General features: G+C 55.7%; 14 protein-coding genes. 11 read left to right on the forward strand and 3 right to left on the reverse strand.

The genetic code is table 11. The features are described 5' to 3' along the window. Positions 1-528: 528 nt before the first annotated feature. Positions 529-2094 carry a galactarate dehydratase gene (gene garD, locus EH206_RS04305; RefSeq protein ID WP_009111597.1) on the reverse strand — a complete coding sequence of 522 codons (1566 nt, stop codon included), beginning with the start codon at positions 2092-2094 and terminating at the stop codon, positions 529-531. 494 nt (positions 2095-2588) lie between these two features. Between garD and EH206_RS04310 the strand changes: the two genes are divergently transcribed. The 4 genes from EH206_RS04310 to EH206_RS04325 all read left to right on the forward strand — a co-directional run bounded on the left by EH206_RS04310 (position 2589) and on the right by EH206_RS04325 (position 6982). Then, on the forward strand, positions 2589-3926 hold the full coding sequence (locus EH206_RS04310) for an MFS transporter (protein ID WP_009111598.1): 1338 nt from the start codon (positions 2589-2591) through the stop codon (positions 3924-3926). Positions 3927-3997: 71 nt separating this feature from the next. Continuing rightward, on the forward strand, positions 3998-4768 hold the full coding sequence (garL, locus tag EH206_RS04315; RefSeq protein WP_009111599.1) for a 2-dehydro-3-deoxyglucarate aldolase: 771 nt from the start codon (positions 3998-4000) through the stop codon (positions 4766-4768). A gap of 45 nt (positions 4769-4813) precedes the next feature. Then, positions 4814-5704 (forward strand): 2-hydroxy-3-oxopropionate reductase, encoded by an 891-nt coding sequence (garR, locus tag EH206_RS04320; protein WP_071778508.1) that lies wholly within the window; start codon positions 4814-4816, stop codon positions 5702-5704. Between the two features lie 132 nt (positions 5705-5836). Next, positions 5837-6982 carry a glycerate kinase gene (locus tag EH206_RS04325; protein ID WP_009111601.1) on the forward strand — a complete coding sequence of 382 codons (1146 nt, stop codon included), beginning with the start codon at positions 5837-5839 and terminating at the stop codon, positions 6980-6982. On the opposite strand, the gene barA is transcribed toward EH206_RS04325, so the two are convergent. Further along, positions 6974-9742 (reverse strand): two-component sensor histidine kinase BarA, encoded by a 2769-nt coding sequence (gene barA / locus EH206_RS04330; RefSeq protein ID WP_009111602.1) that lies wholly within the window; start codon positions 9740-9742, stop codon positions 6974-6976. The genes EH206_RS04325 and barA overlap by 9 nt on opposite strands. A 62-nt stretch (positions 9743-9804) precedes the next feature. Between barA and rlmD the strand changes: the two genes are divergently transcribed. The 7 genes from rlmD (at position 9805) to bglB (ending at position 20908) form a co-directional block, all read left to right on the forward strand. Then, a complete protein-coding gene (gene rlmD, locus EH206_RS04335) occupies positions 9805-11133 on the forward strand; it encodes a 23S rRNA (uracil(1939)-C(5))-methyltransferase RlmD (RefSeq protein WP_009111603.1) in 1329 nt (442 codons plus the stop codon). A gap of 14 nt (positions 11134-11147) precedes the next feature. Then, positions 11148-13379: a GTP diphosphokinase gene (gene relA, locus EH206_RS04340; RefSeq protein WP_009111604.1), complete on the forward strand. Its 2232-nt coding sequence runs from the start codon at positions 11148-11150 to the stop codon at positions 13377-13379. A gap of 372 nt (positions 13380-13751) precedes the next feature. Continuing rightward, positions 13752-14549, forward strand: a complete 798-nt coding sequence (gene mazG / locus EH206_RS04345) for a nucleoside triphosphate pyrophosphohydrolase (RefSeq protein ID WP_009111605.1) — start codon at positions 13752-13754, stop codon at positions 14547-14549. A gap of 226 nt (positions 14550-14775) precedes the next feature. Continuing rightward, positions 14776-16413 (forward strand): glutamine hydrolyzing CTP synthase, encoded by a 1638-nt coding sequence (pyrG, locus tag EH206_RS04350; protein ID WP_009111606.1) that lies wholly within the window; start codon positions 14776-14778, stop codon positions 16411-16413. A gap of 82 nt (positions 16414-16495) precedes the next feature. Then, positions 16496-17797, forward strand: coding sequence for a phosphopyruvate hydratase (gene eno / locus EH206_RS04355; protein WP_009111607.1), 1302 nt, complete (start codon positions 16496-16498; stop codon positions 17795-17797). Between the two features lie 386 nt (positions 17798-18183). Then, entirely contained in the window at positions 18184-19749 is a 1566-nt protein-coding gene (locus tag EH206_RS04360) for an MFS transporter (protein ID WP_009111608.1), read from the forward strand. 19 nt (positions 19750-19768) lie between these two features. Beyond that, positions 19769-20908, forward strand: coding sequence for a beta-galactosidase BglB (gene bglB, locus EH206_RS04365; protein ID WP_009111609.1), 1140 nt, complete (start codon positions 19769-19771; stop codon positions 20906-20908). A gap of 45 nt (positions 20909-20953) precedes the next feature. Here the strand turns inward: bglB and EH206_RS04370 are convergent, their stop codons facing one another. Beyond that, positions 20954-21934 (reverse strand): MBL fold metallo-hydrolase, encoded by a 981-nt coding sequence (locus EH206_RS04370; protein WP_009111610.1) that lies wholly within the window; start codon positions 21932-21934, stop codon positions 20954-20956. Positions 21935-22040: the final 106 nt, after the last annotated feature.

Here is a 22040-nt window from a genome sequence, read left to right on the forward strand (position 1 = left end):
TGCAATCACCCGGTTATCAGCATGGATGAATTTATGATGATGAGGATCCTGCTGTCAATAAATTCATTTGATCATAAGTAATTCATTGATAAAAGATAATGATTCACAGGATTAAGTATCAATGGCAGCTATACCCGTCATACTTCAAGTTGCAGATGCGTTGGCTGCGCTCAGTCACCCGAATCACTTACTTGAGTAAGCTCATCGGGATTCCTTCCCTTGCCGCCTTCCTTCAACTCGAATTATTTAGGGTATATACCCGTCATACTTCAAGCTGCAGATGCGTTGGCTGCAACTCGAATTATTTAGGGTATATATTCAATAACGGGGGATACGCTGGTTTTGTTAAATTTTATTAGGTGATTTTTACGTATTTGGCGTGAAATGTTGCTGGTCGTTGTTTTTTTCGCTGTTACCGGGCGAATTTTTAGATGTGAAGATTTATTAAATTGATCCTGGGTCAAAAACGGCTTGTTGAATTAATAAATGGCCGGAAAATATTCCGGCCATAAGAAGATAATGTCGCAATCAGGTTACCGGCGCCGGGTTGAAAACCGCCAAGGCGTTGTGAATACCCCATTGATCTGACCAGGTTTTCTTTCTGCCGCTGGCGATGTCGAGAATAAAGTGGAACAGCTGCCAGCCGACATCTTCAATCGTCGCGTCACCCGTGGCGATGGTGCCGGCGTCGATATCCATCAGATCGTGCCAGCGTTTTGCCAACGCCGTACGGGTCGCCATTTTAATGACCGGCACCGCCAGTAAGCCATAGGGCGTGCCGCGGCCGGTGGTAAAGACCTGCACGGTGATGCCGGAAGCCAGCTGCTGCGTGCCGCAAACAAAGTCGCTGGCTGGGGTCGCCGCGTAAATCAAGCCGCGTTTGGTCGAGCGCTGCCCCGGAGACAGAACTTCGACAATGGCGCTGGTGCCCGATTTGGCAATGGAGCCGAGCGCTTTTTCCACCACGTTGGCCAGGCCGCCTTTCTTGTTGCCGGGCGACGGGTTGGCGCTGCGGTCGGTCTGGCCGCTATCGAGGTAGGCGTCATACCAGGCCATCTCTTCCAGCAGACGCTTACCGACCTCCTGGTTAACGGCCCGCGGCGTCAGCAAATGGATGGCGTCGCGCACTTCGGTGACTTCTGAAAACATCACCGTCGCGCCGCAGCGTACCAGCAGATCGGAGGCGAATCCGACCGCCGGGTTTGCCGTCACGCCGGAAAAGGCGTCGCTGCCGCCGCACTGCATGCCGACCACCAGATCGGATGCCGGGCAGGTTTCACGCCGGCGCCGGTTCAACCGCTGCAGATGCCGATCGGCCGTGGTCAGAATATCATCCACCATTGATTTAAAGCCCACATGATGTTCATCCTGTAAACGAACGATGCTGCTGTCGTCCAGCGAGATGGCCTGCACGTCGGGCGTGCCTTCCAGCAGGCGTTCGGGTTGAAGTTTTTCACACCCCAGGCCGACAACCAGCACTTCGCCGCCAAAGTTGGGATTCAGCGCCAGGTTATGAATGGTTCGTATCGGGACGACCGCCGCCGGGGCATTGATGGCCACGCCGCAGCCGTAGAGATGATTGAGGGCCACAACGCCGTCGACGTTCGGATACCTGGGAAGTAAATCCCGTTCAATGATGTTAACCACATAGTCCACCACCCCCGCGACGCAATGTACGCTGGTGGTAATGCCGAGAAGATTTTTCGTACCGACGCTGCCGTCGGGATTACGGTAACCTTCAAAGGTATAACCTTCCAGCGGGGGAAGCGCGGCGGGGACTTTTGTGGCCAGCGGCAGGGTTTCCAGCGCCGGGGCCTGGGGCAATTCCACCAGCGATTCGTCAATCCAGCTTCCCTGGGGAATATCTCTTAACGCATAGCCGATGATTTCACCGTAGCGAATAATGGGTCCGCCTTTATCAATATTGACCAGAGCGACTTTGTGCCCCTGGGGAATATGCTCAATTAATTCCAGTCCGCTATCAAATCGGGTTCCGGCACGTAAACCATTATCATTAACAATGATGGCGACATTATCATCACTGTGAACTTTAATGTAAAATGCCTGCACGGAATTCTGTTTGTTCTGCGACATAACGTCTCCAGTAAATGCTTAATTTTCAGAAAATCAGTTTTTTTCTTCGTGTTATAATTAGGGCTATATAGATTTTATATATACATAGTATCTGATTTTTAATCGCACTGGATTGTGCAATTGAATGATATTTTTTGTTTTTAACGTCGTATGATCTGGCGAATAGCCAATATACTGTGATCTATCTCACCTTACATATTTTAATGGGCTATGCCACTGACAATAATGTGATGCTGGTCGCAATTTTTTGTGCGTAACCCATAAAATAGATGTAATGCGGCGCTGATTATTGTGCATTTTAACAATGCTATTCGGTTGCGCTATTTTTATACTGATAACGTTTTCCAAATCTTTGCGGATAAAGATGGTCATGCAACATTTTATTAAAATAGTCTTTATCTAAAACATTTAAATAAAATACTCAAATTTCAATGCCTGGCGTGATGTTGGTTTATTTGAGTTAACATACTAATAACGAGAGCCAAGGGGATTTTATGAATTCCGATGCACTTCTTACAACAAGAAAAACTTATGTTCGTTACATTATCCTATTCATCATCTTTACAGTTACCGCTATAAACTATGCGGATCGCGCGACATTGTCGATAGCGGGTTCGGCAGTAGCGCAAGAGTTACAGCTAGACGCGGTGCATATGGGATATATTTTTTCCGCATTCGGCTGGTCATATTTAGTGATGCAGATACCCGGCGGTTGGTTGCTCGACCGCTTCGGCTCCAAAAAGGTTTATGCCTATAGTATCTTCTTCTGGTCCCTGTTCACTTTCCTGCAAGGATTTGTGGATTGGGTTCCTTTGGTGTGGGCTCCGTTAACCCTTTTTGCCCTGCGCTTTATGCTGGGATTTTCCGAAGCGCCGTCTTTTCCCGCCAATGCCCGTATCACCGCGGCGTGGTTCCCGACCAAGGAGCGCGGTACGGCATCCGCCATTTTCAATTCGGCCCAATACTTCTCACTGGCGATTTTCTCTCCGATCCTCGGCTGGTTGACCTACCAATGGGGTTGGGAACATGTCTTCCTGGTGATGGGCGGATTAGGGTTTGTATTGACCGCGGTATGGCTTAAGTTTATCCATAATCCCACCGATCACCCCGGTATTAGCCCACAGGAGTTGGAATATATTTCCAAAGGCGGCGCCGTCGTCGATATGGATCATAAAAAAGAGGGCGGCAAAAAAGACGGTCCTAAATGGAACTACGTTAAACAGCTTCTTACCAACCGTATGATGCTGGGGGTATTTCTGGGGCAATACTTTATTAATAGTATTACCTGGTTCTTCCTTACCTGGTTCCCCATTTACCTGGTTTCGGAAAAGGGCATGTCTATTCTGAAAGTGGGGTTGGTTGCGGCAATTCCGGCGCTGTGTGGTTTTGCCGGCGGCGTGCTGGGCGGCGTGGTATCGGATATGTTGCTGAAACGCGGCTTTACGTTAACCGCCGCGCGTAAAATTCCTATTGTGCTGGGTATGCTGCTTGCTTCAACCATCATTCTCTGTAATTACACCGATAGTAATGTAGTGGTTGTTTCACTGATGGCGCTGGCATTCTTTGGTAAAGGATTCGGGGCATTGGGTTGGCCGGTTATTTCCGATACCGCGCCTAAAGAGATCATTGGCCTGTGCGGCGGCGTATTTAATGTCTTTGGCAACGTTGCGTCAATCGTTACCCCGCTGGTTATCGGTTATTTAGTCAAAGAACTGCATTCATTTAACAGCGCGCTGGTTTTTGTCGGTATTTCCGCACTGATGGCAATGCTGTGCTATTTACTGGTTGTAGGTGAAATCAAACGCATGGAATTGAAGAAAGTTAATGATTGATGAAGCACTTTTATCATCCGTCAATGTCCAGGCATGTTAATTCACGAACCGTAATTAAATAGAAGGTTATTATGAGTCATACGATATTACCTAACCATTTTCGCCAAAATCTACGCCAGGGGAAAACTCTGATTGGCTGCTGGTGCGCGCTGGGCAATCCCATTTCCACCGAAGTGCTGGGGCTGGCGGGATTCGACTGGCTGGTACTGGATGGGGAGCATGCGCCGAACGATATCCTGACCTTTATTCCGCAGCTTATGGCGCTGAAAGGCAGCAGCAGCGCGCCTGTCGTCCGTCCGCCGAGCAATGAGCCGGTCATTATCAAGCGTCTGCTGGATATCGGCTTCAATAACTTCCTGATCCCTTTCGTGGAAAGCGAGGAGGAGGCCGTCCGCGCGGTGGCGTCGACGCGCTATCCGCCCGCCGGGATGCGCGGCGTTTCCGTGGCGCATCGCAGCAATGCCTATGGCACCGAGCCCGACTATTTCGCCACCATTAACGACAACATCACCGTCCTGGTACAAATCGAAAGCCAGCAGGGCGTCGACAATCTGGATGCCATCGCCGCCGTTGACGGCGTTGACGGCATTTTTGTCGGACCGGGCGATCTCTCCGCGGCGCTGGGGTATCTGGGGCAGCCCAACCACTCGGAAGTGCAGCGCGTTATCCGTCATATCTTTGAGCGCGCCGCCGCGCACGGCAAGCCCAGCGGCATCCTGGCGCCGGCCGAGGCCGATGCCAGGCGCTATCTGGAATGGGGGGCGACTTTCGTTGCCGTCGGCAGCGATCTGGGTGTTTTCCGCGGCGCCACCCAGGCGCTGCGCGACAAGTTCAAAGGGTAATTTTGCAGTGAATCGCGCGTGTTAATTACATCAGACAATGAGGTTATAACGATGAAAATTGGTTTTATTGGGCTCGGTATCATGGGAAAACCGATGAGTAAAAATCTGCTGAAAGCGGGTTACTCATTAGTCGTGATGGACAGAAATCTGGAGGCGGTGGCCGAGGTGGTCGCGGCCGGCGCCACGGCGGCGGAAACGCCGAAGTCGGTGGCGGCGCAGAGCGACGTGGTTATCACCATGCTGCCCAACTCTCCGCATGTGAAAGAGGTGGTGCTGGGCGAGAACGGCGTGATTGAAGGCGCGCGCGCCGGCACCATTGTGGTCGATATGAGTTCGATCGCGCCGCTGGCCAGCCGTGAAATCGCGGCGGCGTTGGCCGGGAAAGAGATCGCCATGCTGGACGCCCCCGTCAGCGGCGGCGAGCCGAAAGCGATCGACGGCACCCTGTCGGTGATGGTCGGCGGCGACAAAGCGCTGTTCGAACGCTGTTTCGCCATCCTCAAGGCGATGGCCGGATCGGTGGTGCATACCGGCGATATCGGCGCCGGCAACGTCACCAAGCTGGCGAACCAGGTGATTGTGGCCCTGAATATCGCGGCGATGTCCGAAGCCCTGGTGCTGGCGACCAAAGCCGGCGTTAACCCGGACTTGGTGTATCAGGCGATTCGCGGCGGGCTGGCGGGCAGCACGGTGCTGGACGCCAAAGCGCCTATGGTGCTGGATCGCAACTTTAAACCGGGTTTCCGCATTGATTTGCATATTAAAGACCTGGCCAACGCGCTGGATACGTCGCACGGCGTGGGCGCGCAGCTGCCGCTGACCGCCGCCGTAATGGAGATGATGCAGGCGCTGAAAGCGGACGATCTGGGTTCCGCCGATCACAGCGCGCTGGCCCGCTATTACGAGAAGTTAGCTAAGATTGAAGTGACGCGATAAGGCTTGATGGTTGTCGGAGCGGCATAGGTGACCGTATGCCGCTCTGGTTGTCGGGGTAATCATTCTGATAAGCGCCGATTCAGCAGCGCGGATTATTGGTGAAACCGAAACGTTTATGAAATCGGATCGTTTATGAAAATAGTTATCGCACCGGATTCTTATAAAGAAAGCCTGTCTGCACAAGAGGTTGCCAGGCAAATTGAAGCGGGATTCCGTGAGATCTTTCCCGATGCCTGCTATATCAAACTGCCGGTCGCCGACGGTGGTGAAGGAACCGTTGAAGCCATGGTGGAGGCAACGCACGGCGAGATTGTCAAGGTTAAGGTTACCGGTCCGTTAGGCGATAACGTCGAGGCGTTTTTCGGTCTGTCCGGCGATAAAAAGACGGCTTTTATCGAGATGGCCGCCGCCAGCGGGTTGGAACAGGTGCCCGCGCAGCGGCGTAATCCGCTGCTGACGACCAGCTACGGCACCGGCGAGCTGATACGCTGCGCGCTGGATCATGGCGTGCGGCATTGCATCATCGGCATTGGCGGCAGCGCCACCAATGACGGCGGCGCGGGGATGGCGCAGGCGCTGGGCGCGAAGTTGCTTGATGAATCCGGCGCGCAGATTGGCTTCGGCGGCAGAGAACTCGACAAGCTGGCAAGTATCGATATCGGCGAACTGGACCCGCGTATCAAAGAGTGCCGCTTTGAAGTGGCCTGTGATGTCACCAATCCGCTGACCGGAAAACAGGGCGCCTCCGCTATTTTCGGCCCGCAAAAAGGGGCGACGGAGGAGATGATCGAACGGCTGGATAATGCGCTGAAGCATTACGCCGCGGTCATCCGCGACGATCTGGATATGGACGTCGAGCATGTTCCCGGCGCCGGCGCCGCCGGCGGAATGGGCGCCGCGCTGCGGGCGTTCTGCGGCGCCGATCTGCGGCAGGGAATAGAGATCGTTACCGAAGCGCTGGGGCTGGATGAATTGGTGCGCGATGCGTCGCTGGTGATTACCGGCGAAGGGCGTATTGACAGCCAGACCATTCACGGCAAGGTGCCGATTGGCGTTGCCCGGGTGGCGAAACGCTACCATAAACCGGTGATCGGCATCGCCGGCAGCCTGACCGCCGACGTCGGGATTGTCCACCAGCACGGTCTGGATGCGGTATTCAGCGTGCTGTACAACGTCTGTTCGCTGGACGAAGCGCTGGAAAACGCCGCGGAAAATGTGCGCATGACGGCACGCAATATCGCGGCGACCATCAAGCTGGCGCAAGATTTATCAGCGTGATTTACGGTTCAGATGCGCGCGCGCGGCGTCGCTGACGTTATCGATTTCGTCCAGCAGCTCCAGCCATTCCGGCTCCAGTTCGCTGGCGCTAACCCCCTCACGCAGCTGCTGTTCCAGATAACGGCAGATCTGTTTCAAGCGCGGCACGCCGCTATAGCTGCAACTGCCATGCAGCTTGTGGATCACCTCGATGATTTTGTCGTCGGGTCGATCGTGCAACAGGTTTTCAACCTGCCGGCGCACCTCCGGCAGAAAATCCAGCAGCATCTGTAGCAGCTCGCGCGCCAGTTCCGGTTTATTGGCCGCCTGGCGCTGCGCCAGCGTCCAGTCCAGCGACGGTTGTCTATCGCGGCGCCGATCCTGCGGCGGACGCTCCGCTTCCGGGGCAGAGTAGCGGGACAGCACTTTCTGCAACATCTGCTCGTCAATCGGTTTTGCCAGATAATCATTCATACAGGCCTGTAACAGCTGCTCGCGTTCATCGCTCATGGTGTGGGCGGTAACGGCGACAATCGGCGTTTTGGCATGCCTGGGGAACTGGCGGATGATTTCGCTGGCGCGGATACCGTCCATCCCCGGCATCTGGATATCCATAAGGATAAGATCAAGATCGCGATTTCGGGCCTGGGAGACGGCCTCCGTGCCGTTGGTGCACAGAATGATGGTTTCCACCTGTTCTTCCAGCAGGGTGCCGATCAGCTTCAGATTGGCCGGATTATCATCCACGGCCATCACGCTTAGCGGTAGCCGTGCGCGGGGCGGCGGTTGAGGCGCGGTGATGTTTTCCGGCAGCAGCGACAGCTGGAAAACCGAACTGTCCTGCAGCAGCGGCAGCAGGCGGGGAGCGGAAATCGGTTTATTCAGACAGGCGTAAACGCCGAATATTTTCAACTGCTCGGCATCCATTTGCGCAAAGCTGGGCAGCGCCAGGATCACGTAGGGCGCGCGCCGGCAGACGTCGCGTAATTGGGGCGTGTAATCGAGCAGCGTGTTGCGGTAATGCACCGGAACGCCCAACAGCAAAATATCGAAGGGGGCTGCGGGAAGTTGTTCCAGCGTCGGGCTGTAGCTGACCGTTAAGGGCGTTTGGCTGAGAATATTCAGCGTGGCCTGCGCCGCCGCCGGATCGGATTCGATATACGCCAGGTGTTTGTCGCGCAGCGTTCGGTATTCGTTGTTTGCCGGCGCGGCGTGGGGATTTAACGGCAGATTGATATGGAACCAGAAGGTAGAGCCCTTATTTAGCTGGCTGTGAAAACCGATATTGCCGCCCATCTCTTTGATCAGCCGCTGGGTGATCACCAGCCCCAGCCCGGTTCCGCCATGGCGCCGTGAAATACTGGTGTCCGCCTGGCGGAATGCCTGAAAGAGCTGTGACTGCTGGCGTTCGGCAATGCCGATGCCGCTGTCGCGGATTTGAATTTCCAACTGAACCAGGTTGCCTTCCTGGCGGCGTTTTTCCATCCGGATATCAATGTTGCCCTGCTCGGTGAACTTGATGGCGTTGCCCAACAGGTTGGTGATGATTTGCTGAATGCGCAGCGGATCGCCGATAAACTGTTCCGGAATATCATGCTGAACGTCGAGCGTCAGTTCCAGTCCTTTTTCATGGGCGGTATGGGCCAGCAGCATCACGACTTCGTCCAGCGTGTTGTGCAGCGAGAACGGAATGTTTTCCAATACCAGCTTGCCCGCCTCCAGTTTGGAGAAATCCAGTACGTCGTTAATGATGTTCAGCAGGTTATTGGCGGAGCGTTCGATGGTCAGCAGATAATCGGTCTGGGTCGGATTCAGCGACGTTTTCAATGTCTGGCGGGTAAAACCGATCACGCCGTTGAGCGGCGTTCTCAGCTCGTGAGACATATTGGCCAAAAACTCCGACTTGATGCGCGCCGCTTCCTGCGCCCGCTTTTTGGCCAGATCCAGCTCGACGTTCTGGATCTCCATCTGCTCGAGCGTTTCCCGCAGATCGCAGGTCGCCTGATCGATATTCTGCTGCATCTCTTCGTGGTAGGCGGTCAACGACATGGCCATGGAGTTGATGCCGTTTTTCAGCATATTCAACTCGCCCAGCATGTGGCCTTCAACCCGGCTATCCAGCTGTCCGCGGCGGATGCGATCGACCGTTTCCACCATATTGCCGATCGGCGCGGTAACGTCCTTCATCAGGCGATAGGCGAATAGCACCGCGACGCCCATACACAGCAGCAGCATCAGGCCGGCGATAAAAATTTCCTGGTATTGCCGGAGCTTGATGGAGTTGATATCCAGCTCGACGGCAAGGTAGCCGATAGGGGGTATCGCGCCGGGTCGCGGCGATGTCAAACCGTTATCGGCGAACTCGCCGTCGGCGGTAATCGGCATATGCAGGATCAGGGTGTTCCCGCTATGGTGCAGGTGCAAGCGGTTGTCGGCCGGGGTGTCTTCGCTCAGGAGTGGCGACCATAGGCTATAGCGATTATTGGTGGTCACAATCAGCTGATTTTTATCATCAAAGATGCTGATGGCCCGGATAATGCCGGAGTGCCGCCGATGCAGCGTATTAATCAGCGGTTGCAGCGTATTCTGCTGGTTTTTTACCATGGCGTAAGCGCTGGTGACGGCCAGCGGTTCGATGATACTGGCTCCCGCATCGGCCAATTGTTCCTGCAATTGGTTATAGCGGTGTACCACGAAAAAGGTACTGAGCAACAGTCCGATCATTAACGTCGGCGCCAAAATCAGTATTAACATGCGCGCGCGCAGACTGTATTTGGTCATAAGAGTCCAATGTGGGAGAATTAAACTTAAAAATTATTGTATTTATAAAACGATCGTAAATTATGGCGCAATTCTACTCTCCAAACCGGCGCGTGACGACCCGGCAAACGATAACCGTGACGGTAGACAGCCTTGACCCCTTCGGGCAGGGTGTGGCGCGTCATCAGGGCAAGACGATTTTTGTCGCCGGCGTGCTGCCGGGCGAACAGGCTGAAGTACGGCTGACGGAGGAAAAGCGTCAGTTTGCCCATGGCAAACTTAAACGACTATTAACCAGCAGCCCGCAGCGCGTCGCGCCGCGCTGCCCGCATTTCAACGACTGCGGCGGATGCCAGCAGCAGCATGCCGATATCGCGCTGCAGCAGCATAGCAAAGCGTCGGCGCTGGCGCGCCTGATGGCGCGGGAAACGGGAGTGGAGGCGCCGCCCGCGGCGCCGATCGCCGGGCCGTCTTACGCCTACCGGCGACGGGCCCGGCTTGCGTTATACTATCAGGCTAAACAGCAACGGCTGTTGATGGGATATCGTCGGGCGGGGTCGCATGAACTGGTCGATATCCGGGCCTGCCCGATACTACGGCCGGAGCTGGAGAAACTGCTGGCGCCGCTGCGCGACTGCCTGAGCCGCCTGCAGGCGGTAAAGCGGCTGGGGCATGTGGAACTGGTGCAGGCTGATAACGGCCCGCTGCTGGTGCTGCGCCATCTGGATGCGCTGAGCCAGGCGGACAGCCAGGCGCTGAGCGACTTTGCGCGGCGGCACGCGGCGTCGGTTTATCTGGCGCCCGATGCGGATTCGGTGACCTGTCTGCACGGCGAGGCGCCGCTGTATCATATCGCCGGATTAACGCTGGCGTTCAGCCCGCGGGATTTTATTCAGGTCAATGATGCGGTCAATCAGCAAATGGTCGAACGGGCGCTGGCCTGGCTGGACGTTCAGCCGCAGGACCGGATATTGGATCTGTTCTGCGGCATGGGTAATTTTACCCTTCCGCTGGCGCGGCGGGCGGCCAGCGTCGTCGGCGTTGAGGGTGTGGCGGCGCTGGTGGAAAAAGGGCGCGAGAACGCGCGGCGCAATTCGCTCGCCAATGTCACATTTTTTCACCAAAATCTTGAAGATGATGTTACTCAACAGCCTTGGGCTGCCCAAGGTTTTGATAAGATATTGCTGGATCCGGCACGAGCGGGTGCCGCGGGGGTCATGGCGCAGATTGTCCGTCTGGCTCCCCGGCGCGTGGTTTACGTTTCCTGTAACCCGACCACGCTGGCGCGTGACAGCAAAATATTACTCGCCGCCGGTTATCGGCTGGCGAATGTCGCCATGCTGGATATGTTTCCACATACCGGCCACCTTGAGTCGATGGCGTTATACATAGGTGATGCGGCGGCGCGGTAAAGTAGGGAGAAATTATGGTTGCGGTAAGAAGTGCGCATTTGAATACGGCTGGTGAGTTTGTACCTGACGCGTGGATTGCTTCGCTTGGCATAACCAGTCAGCAGTCGTGTGAACGTTTAGCCGAAACCTGGCATTACTGTGAACAACAAACCCAGGATCATCCCGATGCCATGCTGCTGCTGTGGCGCGGTATCGAGATGGTGGAAATTCTGTCCACGCTGAGTATGGACAATGACAGCATGCGCGCCGCCCTGCTGTTTCCCATCGCCGACGCCAACGTGGTGGATGAAAGCACGCTGCAGGAAAAATTCGGCAAAAGCATCGTCGATCTGGTGCACGGCGTGCGCGATATGGATGCCATCCGCCAGTTGAAAGCCACGCAGCATGACTCCGTCGCCTCCGAACAGGTGGATAATATCCGTCGCATGCTGCTGGCGATGGTGGAAGATTTTCGCTGCGTGGTGATCAAGCTGGCGGAGCGGATCGCGCATCTGCGCGAAGTGAAAGACGCCCCGGAAGAAGAGCGGGTGCTGGCGGCGAAGGAATGCGGCAATATTTATGCCCCGCTGGCCAATCGGCTGGGTATCGGGCAGCTCAAATGGGAACTGGAGGATTTTTGCTTCCGCTACCTTCATCCCGAAGAGTACAAGCGTATCGCGACGCTGCTGCACGAGCGGCGTATCGATCGCGAACAGTACATAGACGACTTCGTCAACACGCTGCGCGCCGCGATGAAAGAAGAGGGCGTGCAGGCGGAAATTTACGGCCGCCCCAAACATATCTACAGCATCTGGCGCAAGATGCAGAAAAAATCGCTGTCGTTTGACGAGCTGTACGACGTGCGGGCGGTTCGCATCGTGGTGGAACGCCTGCAGGATTGCTACGGCGCGCTGGGTATCGTGCATACCCATTACCGCCATCTGCCGGATGAGTTTGACGATTATGTCGCCAATCCGAAGCCGAACGGCTATCAGTCGATTCATACGGTGGTGCTGGGACCGCGCGGCAAAACCCTGGAAATTCAGATCCGCACCCGGCAGATGCATGAAGACGCCGAGTTGGGCGTAGCGGCGCACTGGAAATACAAAGAGGGCACGGTGGCCGGCGGTCGTTCCGGTTACGAAGGCCGCATCGCCTGGCTGCGTAAGCTGATCGCCTGGCAGGAGGAGATGGCGGACTCGGATGAGGTGCTGGATGAGGTGCGCAGTCAGGTGTTCGACGACCGGGTCTACGTGTTTACGCCGAAAGGCGACGTGGTGGATTTGCCGGCCGGATCAACGCCGCTGGATTTCGCCTATCACATTCACAGCGATATCGGTCATCGTTGCATCGGCGCGAAAATCGGCGGACGCATCGTCCCGTTCACCTACCAACTGCAGATGGGCGATCAGATCGAGGTGATCACCCAGAAACAGCCGAATCCCAGCCGTGACTGGCTGAACCCGAATCTGGGCTATATCACCACCAGCCGCGGGCGTTCAAAAATTCACAACTGGTTCCGCAAACAGGATCGCGACAAGAACATTCTGGCCGGCCGTCAGATTCTGGATGATGAACTGGCGCATCTGGGGATCGGCCTCAAGGCCGCGGAGAAACTGCTGCTGCCGCGTTATAACGTGAATTCTCTGGATGAACTGCTGGCGGCGATAGGCGGGGGGGATATTCGCCTTAACCAGATGGTGAATTTCCTGCAGGCGCAGCTGAATCAGCCCAGCGCGGAAGAGCAGGACCGCCAGGCGCTGCGCCAGCTGACGCAGAAATCCCCGCCGCCGGCCGCGCGTAACAAAGATAAGGGGCGGGTGGTGGTGGAAGGGGTCGGCAACCTGATGCACCACATCGCCCGTTGCTGCCAGCCGATCCCGGGCGACGAGATCACCGGTTTTATCACCCGCGGCCGGGGGATCTCCATCCATCGGGCCGACTGCGAGCAACTGGACGATCTGCGCAGCCACGCGCCGGAGCGCATTGTCGACGCCGTGTGGGGCGAAAGCTATTCCAGCGGCTATTCGCTGGTGGTGAGGGTGACCGCCAACGATCGCAGCGGATTGCTGCGCGATATCACCACCATTCTGGCGAACGAAAAGGTCAATGTACTGGGCGTGGCGAGCCGCAGCGATACCAAACAGCAGTTGGCCACCATTGATATGGATATCGAGATTTATAACCTTCAGGTGCTGAGCCGTATTCTGGCCAAACTCAACCAACTGCCGGATGTGATTGACGCGCGCCGCCAGCAGGGGGGATGAAGGGGGGGGGTTTTTGGCTTTTACAATGGCGTAAGAAATTACGCTGAGGTGGGCGACCCCGCGAATGAGCCGCAGGACGCGGCGAAAGCCAGTGCCGCGTCGGGAACGCGTCACTGGCGGTTCGGAAAAGGGGGCGAACATCGAAGGAACCGCGTTAGCGGCGTGATTTCAGCCAAAAGCCTGGGTTCAAAGGGATGCGGCGTTTGAGCATCCCTTTGTCGGGCGTGGCGCAATGCGCCAGAGAAATACGGATATTTATCACGCACGAAATTTTTCACTGGCCTGCCATATAAAGAGCCTTTTGTTTAATCACTATCCGTATGTCACTATCCGCAGCATGTTATTTACCCAATTTTTAAATTGAGATACCCAATGACTTCACCCGCTATTGAGCGCCTGCTCGCCATTATGAAAACCCTGCGCGATCCGCACAACGGCTGCCCGTGGGATCGGGAACAGACGTTTGACTCCATCGCGTCTTACACGCTGGAAGAAACCTACGAAGTGCTGGACGCCATCAGCCGTAAGGATTTTGATGATTTGCGCGGCGAGCTGGGGGATCTGCTGTTTCAGGTGGTGTTTTACGCGCAGATGGCGCAGGAGCAGGGGTTGTTTGATTTTTCCGCCGTTTGTGACGCCATCAGCGACAAGCTGGTGCGCCGGCACCCGCACATTTTTGCCGATGCCCAACTGGCGGACAGCGACGCCGTGCTGGCCAACTGGGAGCAAACCAAATCGCGGGAAAGGGCGGAAAAGGATCGCCATTCGCCGCTGGATGATATTCCCGAGGCGCTGCCGGCGCTGATGAAAGCACAAAAAATTCAGCAGCGCGTCGCGTCGGTGGGCTTTGATTGGAACAGTTTAGCACCCGTTGTCGACAAGGTTTACGAAGAGATCGACGAAGTGCTGCATGAGGCGCGGCAAGCCGTTGTTGATGAAGAAAAACTGGGTGAGGAAATCGGCGATTTATTGTTCGCCACGGTTAACCTGTCGCGCCATCTGGGGCACAAGGCCGAGCGGGCGTTGCAAACCGCCAACCGTAAGTTCAGCCGGCGTTTTCGTCAGGTAGAACAAATCGTTATCGCATCCGGAAAAACGCTGGAGCAGGCCACGCTCGAAGAGATGGAAGCGGCGTGGCGGCAGGTTAAACTGCAGGAAACAAGCCATTGATCCTGTTTTGGCCGTTATTGCGATATTTTTATGATATTAACATTATAAATATATGATTTTAAATTAATTATATATTGGCGTCGGGCGAGGTTAAACTCCTGTGGCCGGCGGGTTGGGATCCCGGTGGTGGGTAAAACGAACATTTGTGGCGCTCATCAGGTTCCGGTATACTACTTTCCCGTCTTGGTCGTTCCATCGTCTTTAAACCTAAACTCTCAGGTTCAGCATGACAACTAATTATATTTTTGTGACCGGCGGGGTCGTTTCCTCTCTGGGTAAAGGCATTGCCGCAGCCTCTCTGGCGGCTATTCTTGAAGCCCGTGGCCTCAACGTTACCATCATGAAACTGGACCCGTATATCAACGTGGATCCGGGCACGATGAGCCCGACACAGCACGGCGAAGTGTTCGTCACCGAAGACGGCGCGGAAACCGATCTCGATCTGGGCCACTACGAGCGCTTTATCCGCACCAAAATGTCGCGCCGCAACAACTTCACCACCGGCCGTATCTACTCCGACGTATTGCGCAAAGAGCGTCGCGGCGACTACCTGGGCGCCACGATTCAGGTTATCCCTCATATTACCAACGCCATCAAAGAACGCATCCTTGAGGGGGGCGAAGGGCATGACGTGGTGCTGGTTGAGATCGGCGGCACCGTCGGCGATATCGAATCGCTGCCGTTCCTTGAAGCGATTCGGCAAATGGCGGTTGAAGTGGGCCGCGAGCATACGCTGTTTATGCACCTGACGCTGGTGCCTTACCTGGCCGCCGCCGGTGAAGTGAAAACCAAGCCCACTCAGCACTCGGTAAAAGAGCTGCTTTCCATCGGTATTCAGCCTGACGTGCTGATTTGCCGTTCCGACCGTACCGTACCGGCCAATGAGCGGGCAAAGATTGCTTTATTCTGCAATGTGCCGGAAAAAGCGGTAATCTCCCTTAAAGACATTGATTCTATTTATAAAATCCCGTCGCTCTTGAAATCCCAGGGGCTGGACGATTATATTTGTAAACGATTCAGCTTGAACTGTCAGGAAGCCGACCTGTCGGAATGGGAGCAGGTGGTTTACGAAGAGGCCAATCCGGGCGGCGAAGTCACCATCGGCATGATCGGCAAGTATGTGGCGTTGCCCGACGCCTATAAATCCGTTATTGAGGCGCTTAAGCACGGCGGATTGAAAAACCGTCTGACGGTGAACATCAAGCTTATCGACTCCCAGGATGTGGAAACCCGCGGCGTCGAGATGCTGAAAGATTTGGACGCTATCCTGATCCCCGGCGGTTTTGGCTACCGCGGCGTGGAAGGCAAGGTGATGGCGGCGCGTTATGCCCGCGAAAACAACGTCCCTTATCTGGGCATTTGCCTGGGGATGCAGGTCGCATTAATGGAGTTTGCCCGTAACGTTGCCGGTATGGATGAGGCAAACTCTACCGAGTTTGTGCCAGACTGTAAGTACCCGGTGATTGCGCTGATCACCGAATGGCGCGATGAACACGGCAATATAGAAGTACGCGATGAAGCGAGCGATCTGGGCGGCACCATGCGGGTTGGCGGGCAGCAATGTCATCTGACCGAAGGCAGTCTGGTACGTCAGCTTTACGGTGAGCCGACGATTATTGAACGTCACCGTCATCGTTATGAAGTCAACAACATGTTGTTGAAACAGATTGAAGCGGCGGGATTGCGGGTTGCTGGCCTTTCCGCCGACCGCAAACTGGTGGAGATCATAGAACTACCCGATCATCCATGGTTCGTGGCCTGTCAGTTCCATCCGGAATTTACATCGACGCCGCGGGATGGGCATCCACTGTTTGCCGGCTTTGTCAAAGCCGCTGGCGCGTACCAAAAGCGTCAGGTGAAGTAAGCTTTTTTTCAGCAGCGCGCGACCTAAACGATCGCGCGTTGTTCGTCTGAGGTTTTAGTTAACTTGTATTGAGGAAAATCTAATGTCCAAAATTGTTAAAGTCATCGGTCGCGAAATCATCGACTCACGCGGAAATCCGACTGTTGAAGCCGAAGTGCACCTGGAAGGCGGCTTTGTCGGTCTGGCCGCCGCGCCGTCAGGGGCTTCCACCGGTTCCCGCGAAGCGCTGGAACTACGCGACGGTGACAAATCCCGTTTTCTGGGCAAAGGCGTAACCAAAGCGGTCGCCGCGGTAAACGGCCCGATTGCTCAGGCTATTCTGGGTAAGGACGCGAAAGATCAGGCCAACGTCGATAAAATCATGATCGACCTGGACGGAACGGAAAACAAATCCAAATTCGGCGCCAACGCCATTCTGGCCGTTTCTCTGGCAAGCGCCAAAGCGGCCGCGGCTTCCAAGGGCCAGCCGCTGTACGAACACATCGCCGAACTGAACGGCACCCCGGGCAAATTCTCCATGCCTCTGCCGATGATGAACATTATCAACGGCGGCGAGCACGCTGACAACAATGTTGATATTCAGGAATTCATGATCCAGCCGGTTGGCGCGAAAACGGTTAAAGAAGCGATTCGCATCGGTTCCGAAGTTTTCCATACCCTGGCGAAAGTGCTGAAAGCCAAAGGCCTGAACACCGCGGTCGGCGACGAAGGCGGCTATGCGCCGAACCTGGAGTCCAACGCTGCGGCGCTGGCCGCTATCAAAGAAGCGGTGGAAAAAGCCGGTTACGTGCTGGGTAAAGACGTTACTCTGGCGATGGACTGCGCGGCTTCCGAGTTCTACAGCAAAGAAAGCGGCAAGTATGAACTGAAAGGCGAAGGCAAAACCTTCACTTCTCAGGAATTCACCCACTATCTGGAAGGCCTGACCAAAGAATATCCGATCGTCTCTATCGAAGACGGCCTGGATGAGTCCGACTGGGACGGTTTTGCTTACCAGACCAAAGTGCTGGGCGACAAAATCCAGCTGGTTGGCGACGATCTGTTCGTCACCAACACCAAGATCCTGAAAGAAGGTATCGATAAAGGCATCGCCAACTCCATCCTGATCAAATTCAACCAGATCGGTTCCCTGACCGAAACCCTGGCCGCCATCAAGATGGCGAAAGATGCGGGTTACACGGCGGTTATCTCTCACCGCTCCGGCGAAACCGAAGACGCCACCATCGCCGACCTGGCGGTAGGTACCGCGGCCGGCCAGATCAAAACCGGTTCCATGAGCCGTTCTGACCGCGTTGCCAAATACAACCAACTGATCCGTATCGAAGAAGCGCTGGGCAACCGTGCGCCGTTCAACGGTCTGAAAGAAGTGAAAGGCCAGGCTTAATCGCCTCTTTCGCTTAAAATAATGTGTTGCTCGCGGCCCCGTTTCGGGGCCGTTTTTCCGTATACAATAATTAACGGCTTGTTGCAGCGCCGCTTTCCCCCTCATACAACACAAATATTGTGCCCGTTCTCAAAACGCCATCCTTGGGCGTGCATTCCTTTTCGTTGGTTATTACATTAATCGGACTCGTGGTTTTTAAAATATAAAACGCCTTTTTATAAAAACTTTGAAGCCGATCGCCATGTTCTTCTTTCGGCTGCCAGTGCATCACCGGTGGTGGCAAAAGGACAAAGGTTTTCCGCTTGGTCGAACGTTACGTTATGAAAATAGCGGCAAGGGGGCCTGCCGCTCAACGTTTATAAACACAATGACCGGGAAGGATGGCAATGAAAACACGTAAGATCGGGTTGGCCAACTATTTAGCCTATGGCTCGGGCGACTTTCTTGGGGCCGGCACCACGGCGCTGACGGCGGCCTGGCTGCTTTATTTCTATACCACGTTCTGCGGCCTGACGCCCATTGAAGCCACGTTTATTTTTGCCATGGCCCGGGTACTGGACGCCGTCGTCAGCCCGCTGATGGGCTTCCTGAGCGACAACTTCGGTTCCACCTGGCTGGGCAAACGCTTCGGCCGGCGCAAATTTTTTATCCTGCTCGGCATCCCCTGCGTATTCAGCTACAGTTTTATGTGGGTCGGCGACATGGGATACTGGTACTACCTGCTGACCTATCTGCTGTTCGATATCGTCTACACCATGATTCTGGTGCCGTATGAAACGCTGGTGCCGGAAATGACCGACGACTTTAAGCAGAAAACCAAATTCTCCGGCGCGCGTATCGCGCTGGCGCAGCTTTCCGCCATTCTGGCCGCTTTCCTGCCCGGTATTCTGCTTAGCCACTTTGGTAAAGACAACGCCGTCTCGTTCTTCTATGCCAGTCTGGTGTTCTCCGTTATTTGCGCGCTGGTGCTGACGCTGGTCTACCTATTTACCTGGGAGCGGCCGCGTGAACTGATGTCGGAAGCGTCGCTGCGGGCGGAAAAGGAACGCCAGTCCCTGTCGCTGGTGGACAGCCTGAAACGTTTGAACGTCGAACTGTTGTCGACGCTGCGTATCCGTATTTTCCGTCAGCATCTGGGCATGTATCTGGGCGGCTATATCGCCCAGGACGTGTTCAACGCCGTGTTTACCTATTATGTGGTCTTTGTGTTAATGCAAAGCCCGACGATGGCCTCCAACCTGATGGGCACCATGGCGATCCTGCAATTTATCTCGGTTATCGGCATGATCCCGCTGTGCATCCGTTTCGGGCCCGCGCCGTCTTACCGTCTGGTGGTGTGCCTGTTCGGGATGAGCGCCATCTCTTACGCCGTCCTCTGGTACAGCGGCATGCATGACGCCTTCTCGCTGCTGCTGCTGATTTCCGCGCTGGCCGGTCTGGGCCGCGGCGGCATCAACTACGTTCCCTGGAACACCTATACCTATATCGCCGATGTGGATGAAGTGATTACCGCGCAGCGCCGCGAGGGGATTTTCGCCGGCATTATGACCCTGACCCGCAAGGCTTCTCAGGCCGGCGCGGTAATGCTGGTGGGGATCGTGCTGCAACTGTCCGGCTTTGTCTCGGGGCAGAGCGTACAGGCGCCGAGCGTCAGCCATACCATCCTGATGATCCTCAGTTTCGGCACCGTCGGGGTGCTGGCGCTGGGCTTCCTGGTTTCCCTGCGCTTTAAGCTCAATCTGCACACGCATAGCGTACTGCGGGAAGAAACGCAGAAGATGCGCGAAGCGGGGCGGCCGGTGCCCGAAAATATCACCCCGCAGGCCAGAGCGACCGTCGAAATGTTGGCCGGCATGCCTTATGAGTCGCTCTGGGGCAACAACAATGTCGGCTATCTCAACCGTCATAAGGCGAAGACCACCCCCATGTTACCCAGTCCTGATAAACGATAACGCAATAGGATAATTGACCATGACCGTATTCAGTGTAAAACACAGCCCGCTTTTACGTCAGCCCGAACGTTTTATTTCCCGTGAGGAACTGAAGGCGCTGATTTGCCGAGTCACCGATAATCTGGTGAATATTGAAGATAAGACCGGCGAGTTTCTGTTACGGCTGGACGACGGCCGGGTGATTGATACCAAGGGCTGGGCCGGCTGGGAATGGACGCATGGCATCGGGTTGTACGGTATTTATCAGTATTATCAGCAAACGGGGGACGAGCAGATGCGGGCCATTATCGATGACTGGTTCGCCGCGCGGCTCGCCGAGGGCACGCCGACCAAGAATGTGAATACCGTTTGCCCTTTCCTGACACTGGCCTACCGCTACGAGGAAACGCGCGATCCCCGCTGGCTGCCGTATCTGGAACGCTGGGCCGAATGGGTGATGTATGAGATGCCGCGCACCCGGAAGCGCGGGTTGCAGCACATTGTCTATAACAGTGAGAATACCGGGCAGTTATGGGACGACACGCTGATGATGAGCGTGTTGCCGCTGGCGAAAATCGGCAAACTGTTGAACCGTCCGGAGTTTGTGGAAGAGGCGACCTATCAGTTCCTGCTGCACGTCCAGTATCTGATGGATCGCGAGAGCGGTCTGTGGTTCCACGGCTGGACGTTCGCAGAGCAGCACAACTTCGCCAAGGCGCGCTGGGCGAGAGGCAATAGCTGGCTGACGGTGGCGATCCCCGAGTTTATCGAACTGCTGGATCTGCCGGAGCACAATGCCACGCGCCGTTTCCTGTTGCAGGTGCTGGAAAGCCAGATTGAGGCGCTGGCGAAATATCAGGATGACAGCGGCCTGTGGCACACGCTGATTGACGATCCGCAATCCTATCTGGAAAGCTCGGCAACCGCCGGCTTTGCCTACGGCATGTTAAAAGCGGTGCGCAAGCGCTATGTGGACCAGCGTTACGCGGTGGTGGCGGAGAAAGCGATTCGCGGCGTGATAAACCACGTCAACGCCGAGGGAGAGCTGACACGGGTCTCGTTCGGCACCGCGATGGGCAACGATCTCGATTTTTACCGTGAAATCGCGCTGACTTCCATGCCGTACGGACAGGCGATGGCGATCCTCTGCCTGGCGGAATATCTGCGGATTTACCTGTAATCAGGGTGCGGACATCCCCGGCGCGCGGGATGTCCGTCGGCGGGCTTACTGCGTCAGCCCGGCCACGCTGTAGTTAATCGGCACCCAGCGATAGCCGTTCGGCTTGCCGTCATCGGTTTTTAGCGCCTTGACGCGGCCGATGCCGGGGAAGGAGATATGCGAACCCGCCACCAGGTAACCATGACTGGCGGCATCTTCCAGCACTTTATGGCGGGTTTGCGCCGCCGCGTCCATATCGGAATCAAAACTGATGGTGGTTGCCGGCAGCGGGAACTGTACCGCCGCGACGTGAATGATATCGCCCCACAGCAGCAATTTCTCTCCGTCGCTCTCCGCCAGGAAAGCGGTATGGCCGGGCGAGTGTCCGGGGGTTGGCCGCGGCGTGATGCCGCTGAAGAGCGCTTGTTCGCCGGCAAAGATTTTCAGCTTATCGGATGCCGTAATAATACGGAATGTCTCCTGTACCCGTTGGAATGCTGGCTTGCGATCGTCGTCGGCCTGTCGCAGATTCGTTTCGCTGAGCCAATAGTCGGCCTCGGGCTGGCTGACGTAGACGTTGGCGTTGGGGAAAGCGAGTTTGCCATCGTCAACCAGGCCGCCGAAGTGGTCGCCGTGCAGGTGGGTGAGCAGGACGCTATCCACCTGTTGCGGCGTATAGCCGGCGGCTTTGAGGTTATTCACCACCTTGCCGACGGACGGATTGCCCTGCCTGCCATTGCCGGTATCCACCAGAATCAGGTTTTTTCCGGTATTAATCAGATAGGCATTGATCGAGGTATCGACGGGAGCGGCCAGCGACTGTTGCGCCAGCAGGCCGTTGATTTGCTCCGCCGAGGCGCGCGCCAGCAGTTTATCCACCGGCATGGCGTTGGTGCCGTCGGCCAAGGCGGTAATTTCGAATTGCCCCAGCAGTAGCCGGTAAAAACCCGCCTGGGTTTTTACCTGTGCCACCGGCTGCGCCGCGGCGATAACGGGGACGGCAATAGACGCCAGCAATAGTAAGGCAAGCGATCTCAATCGATTCATGTTTTTCTTTCCTTGTTGCGTTGTCAGTGTGACGACGGTTGAAAAGCATCAATACTGCCTGTTGAGTATTAACCGGGTGGCGCCATTACTCAAATCAAAGGTCGCC

Source organism: Brenneria nigrifluens DSM 30175 = ATCC 13028 (genome assembly GCF_005484965.1).
GTDB lineage: Bacteria > Pseudomonadota > Gammaproteobacteria > Enterobacterales > Enterobacteriaceae > Brenneria > Brenneria nigrifluens.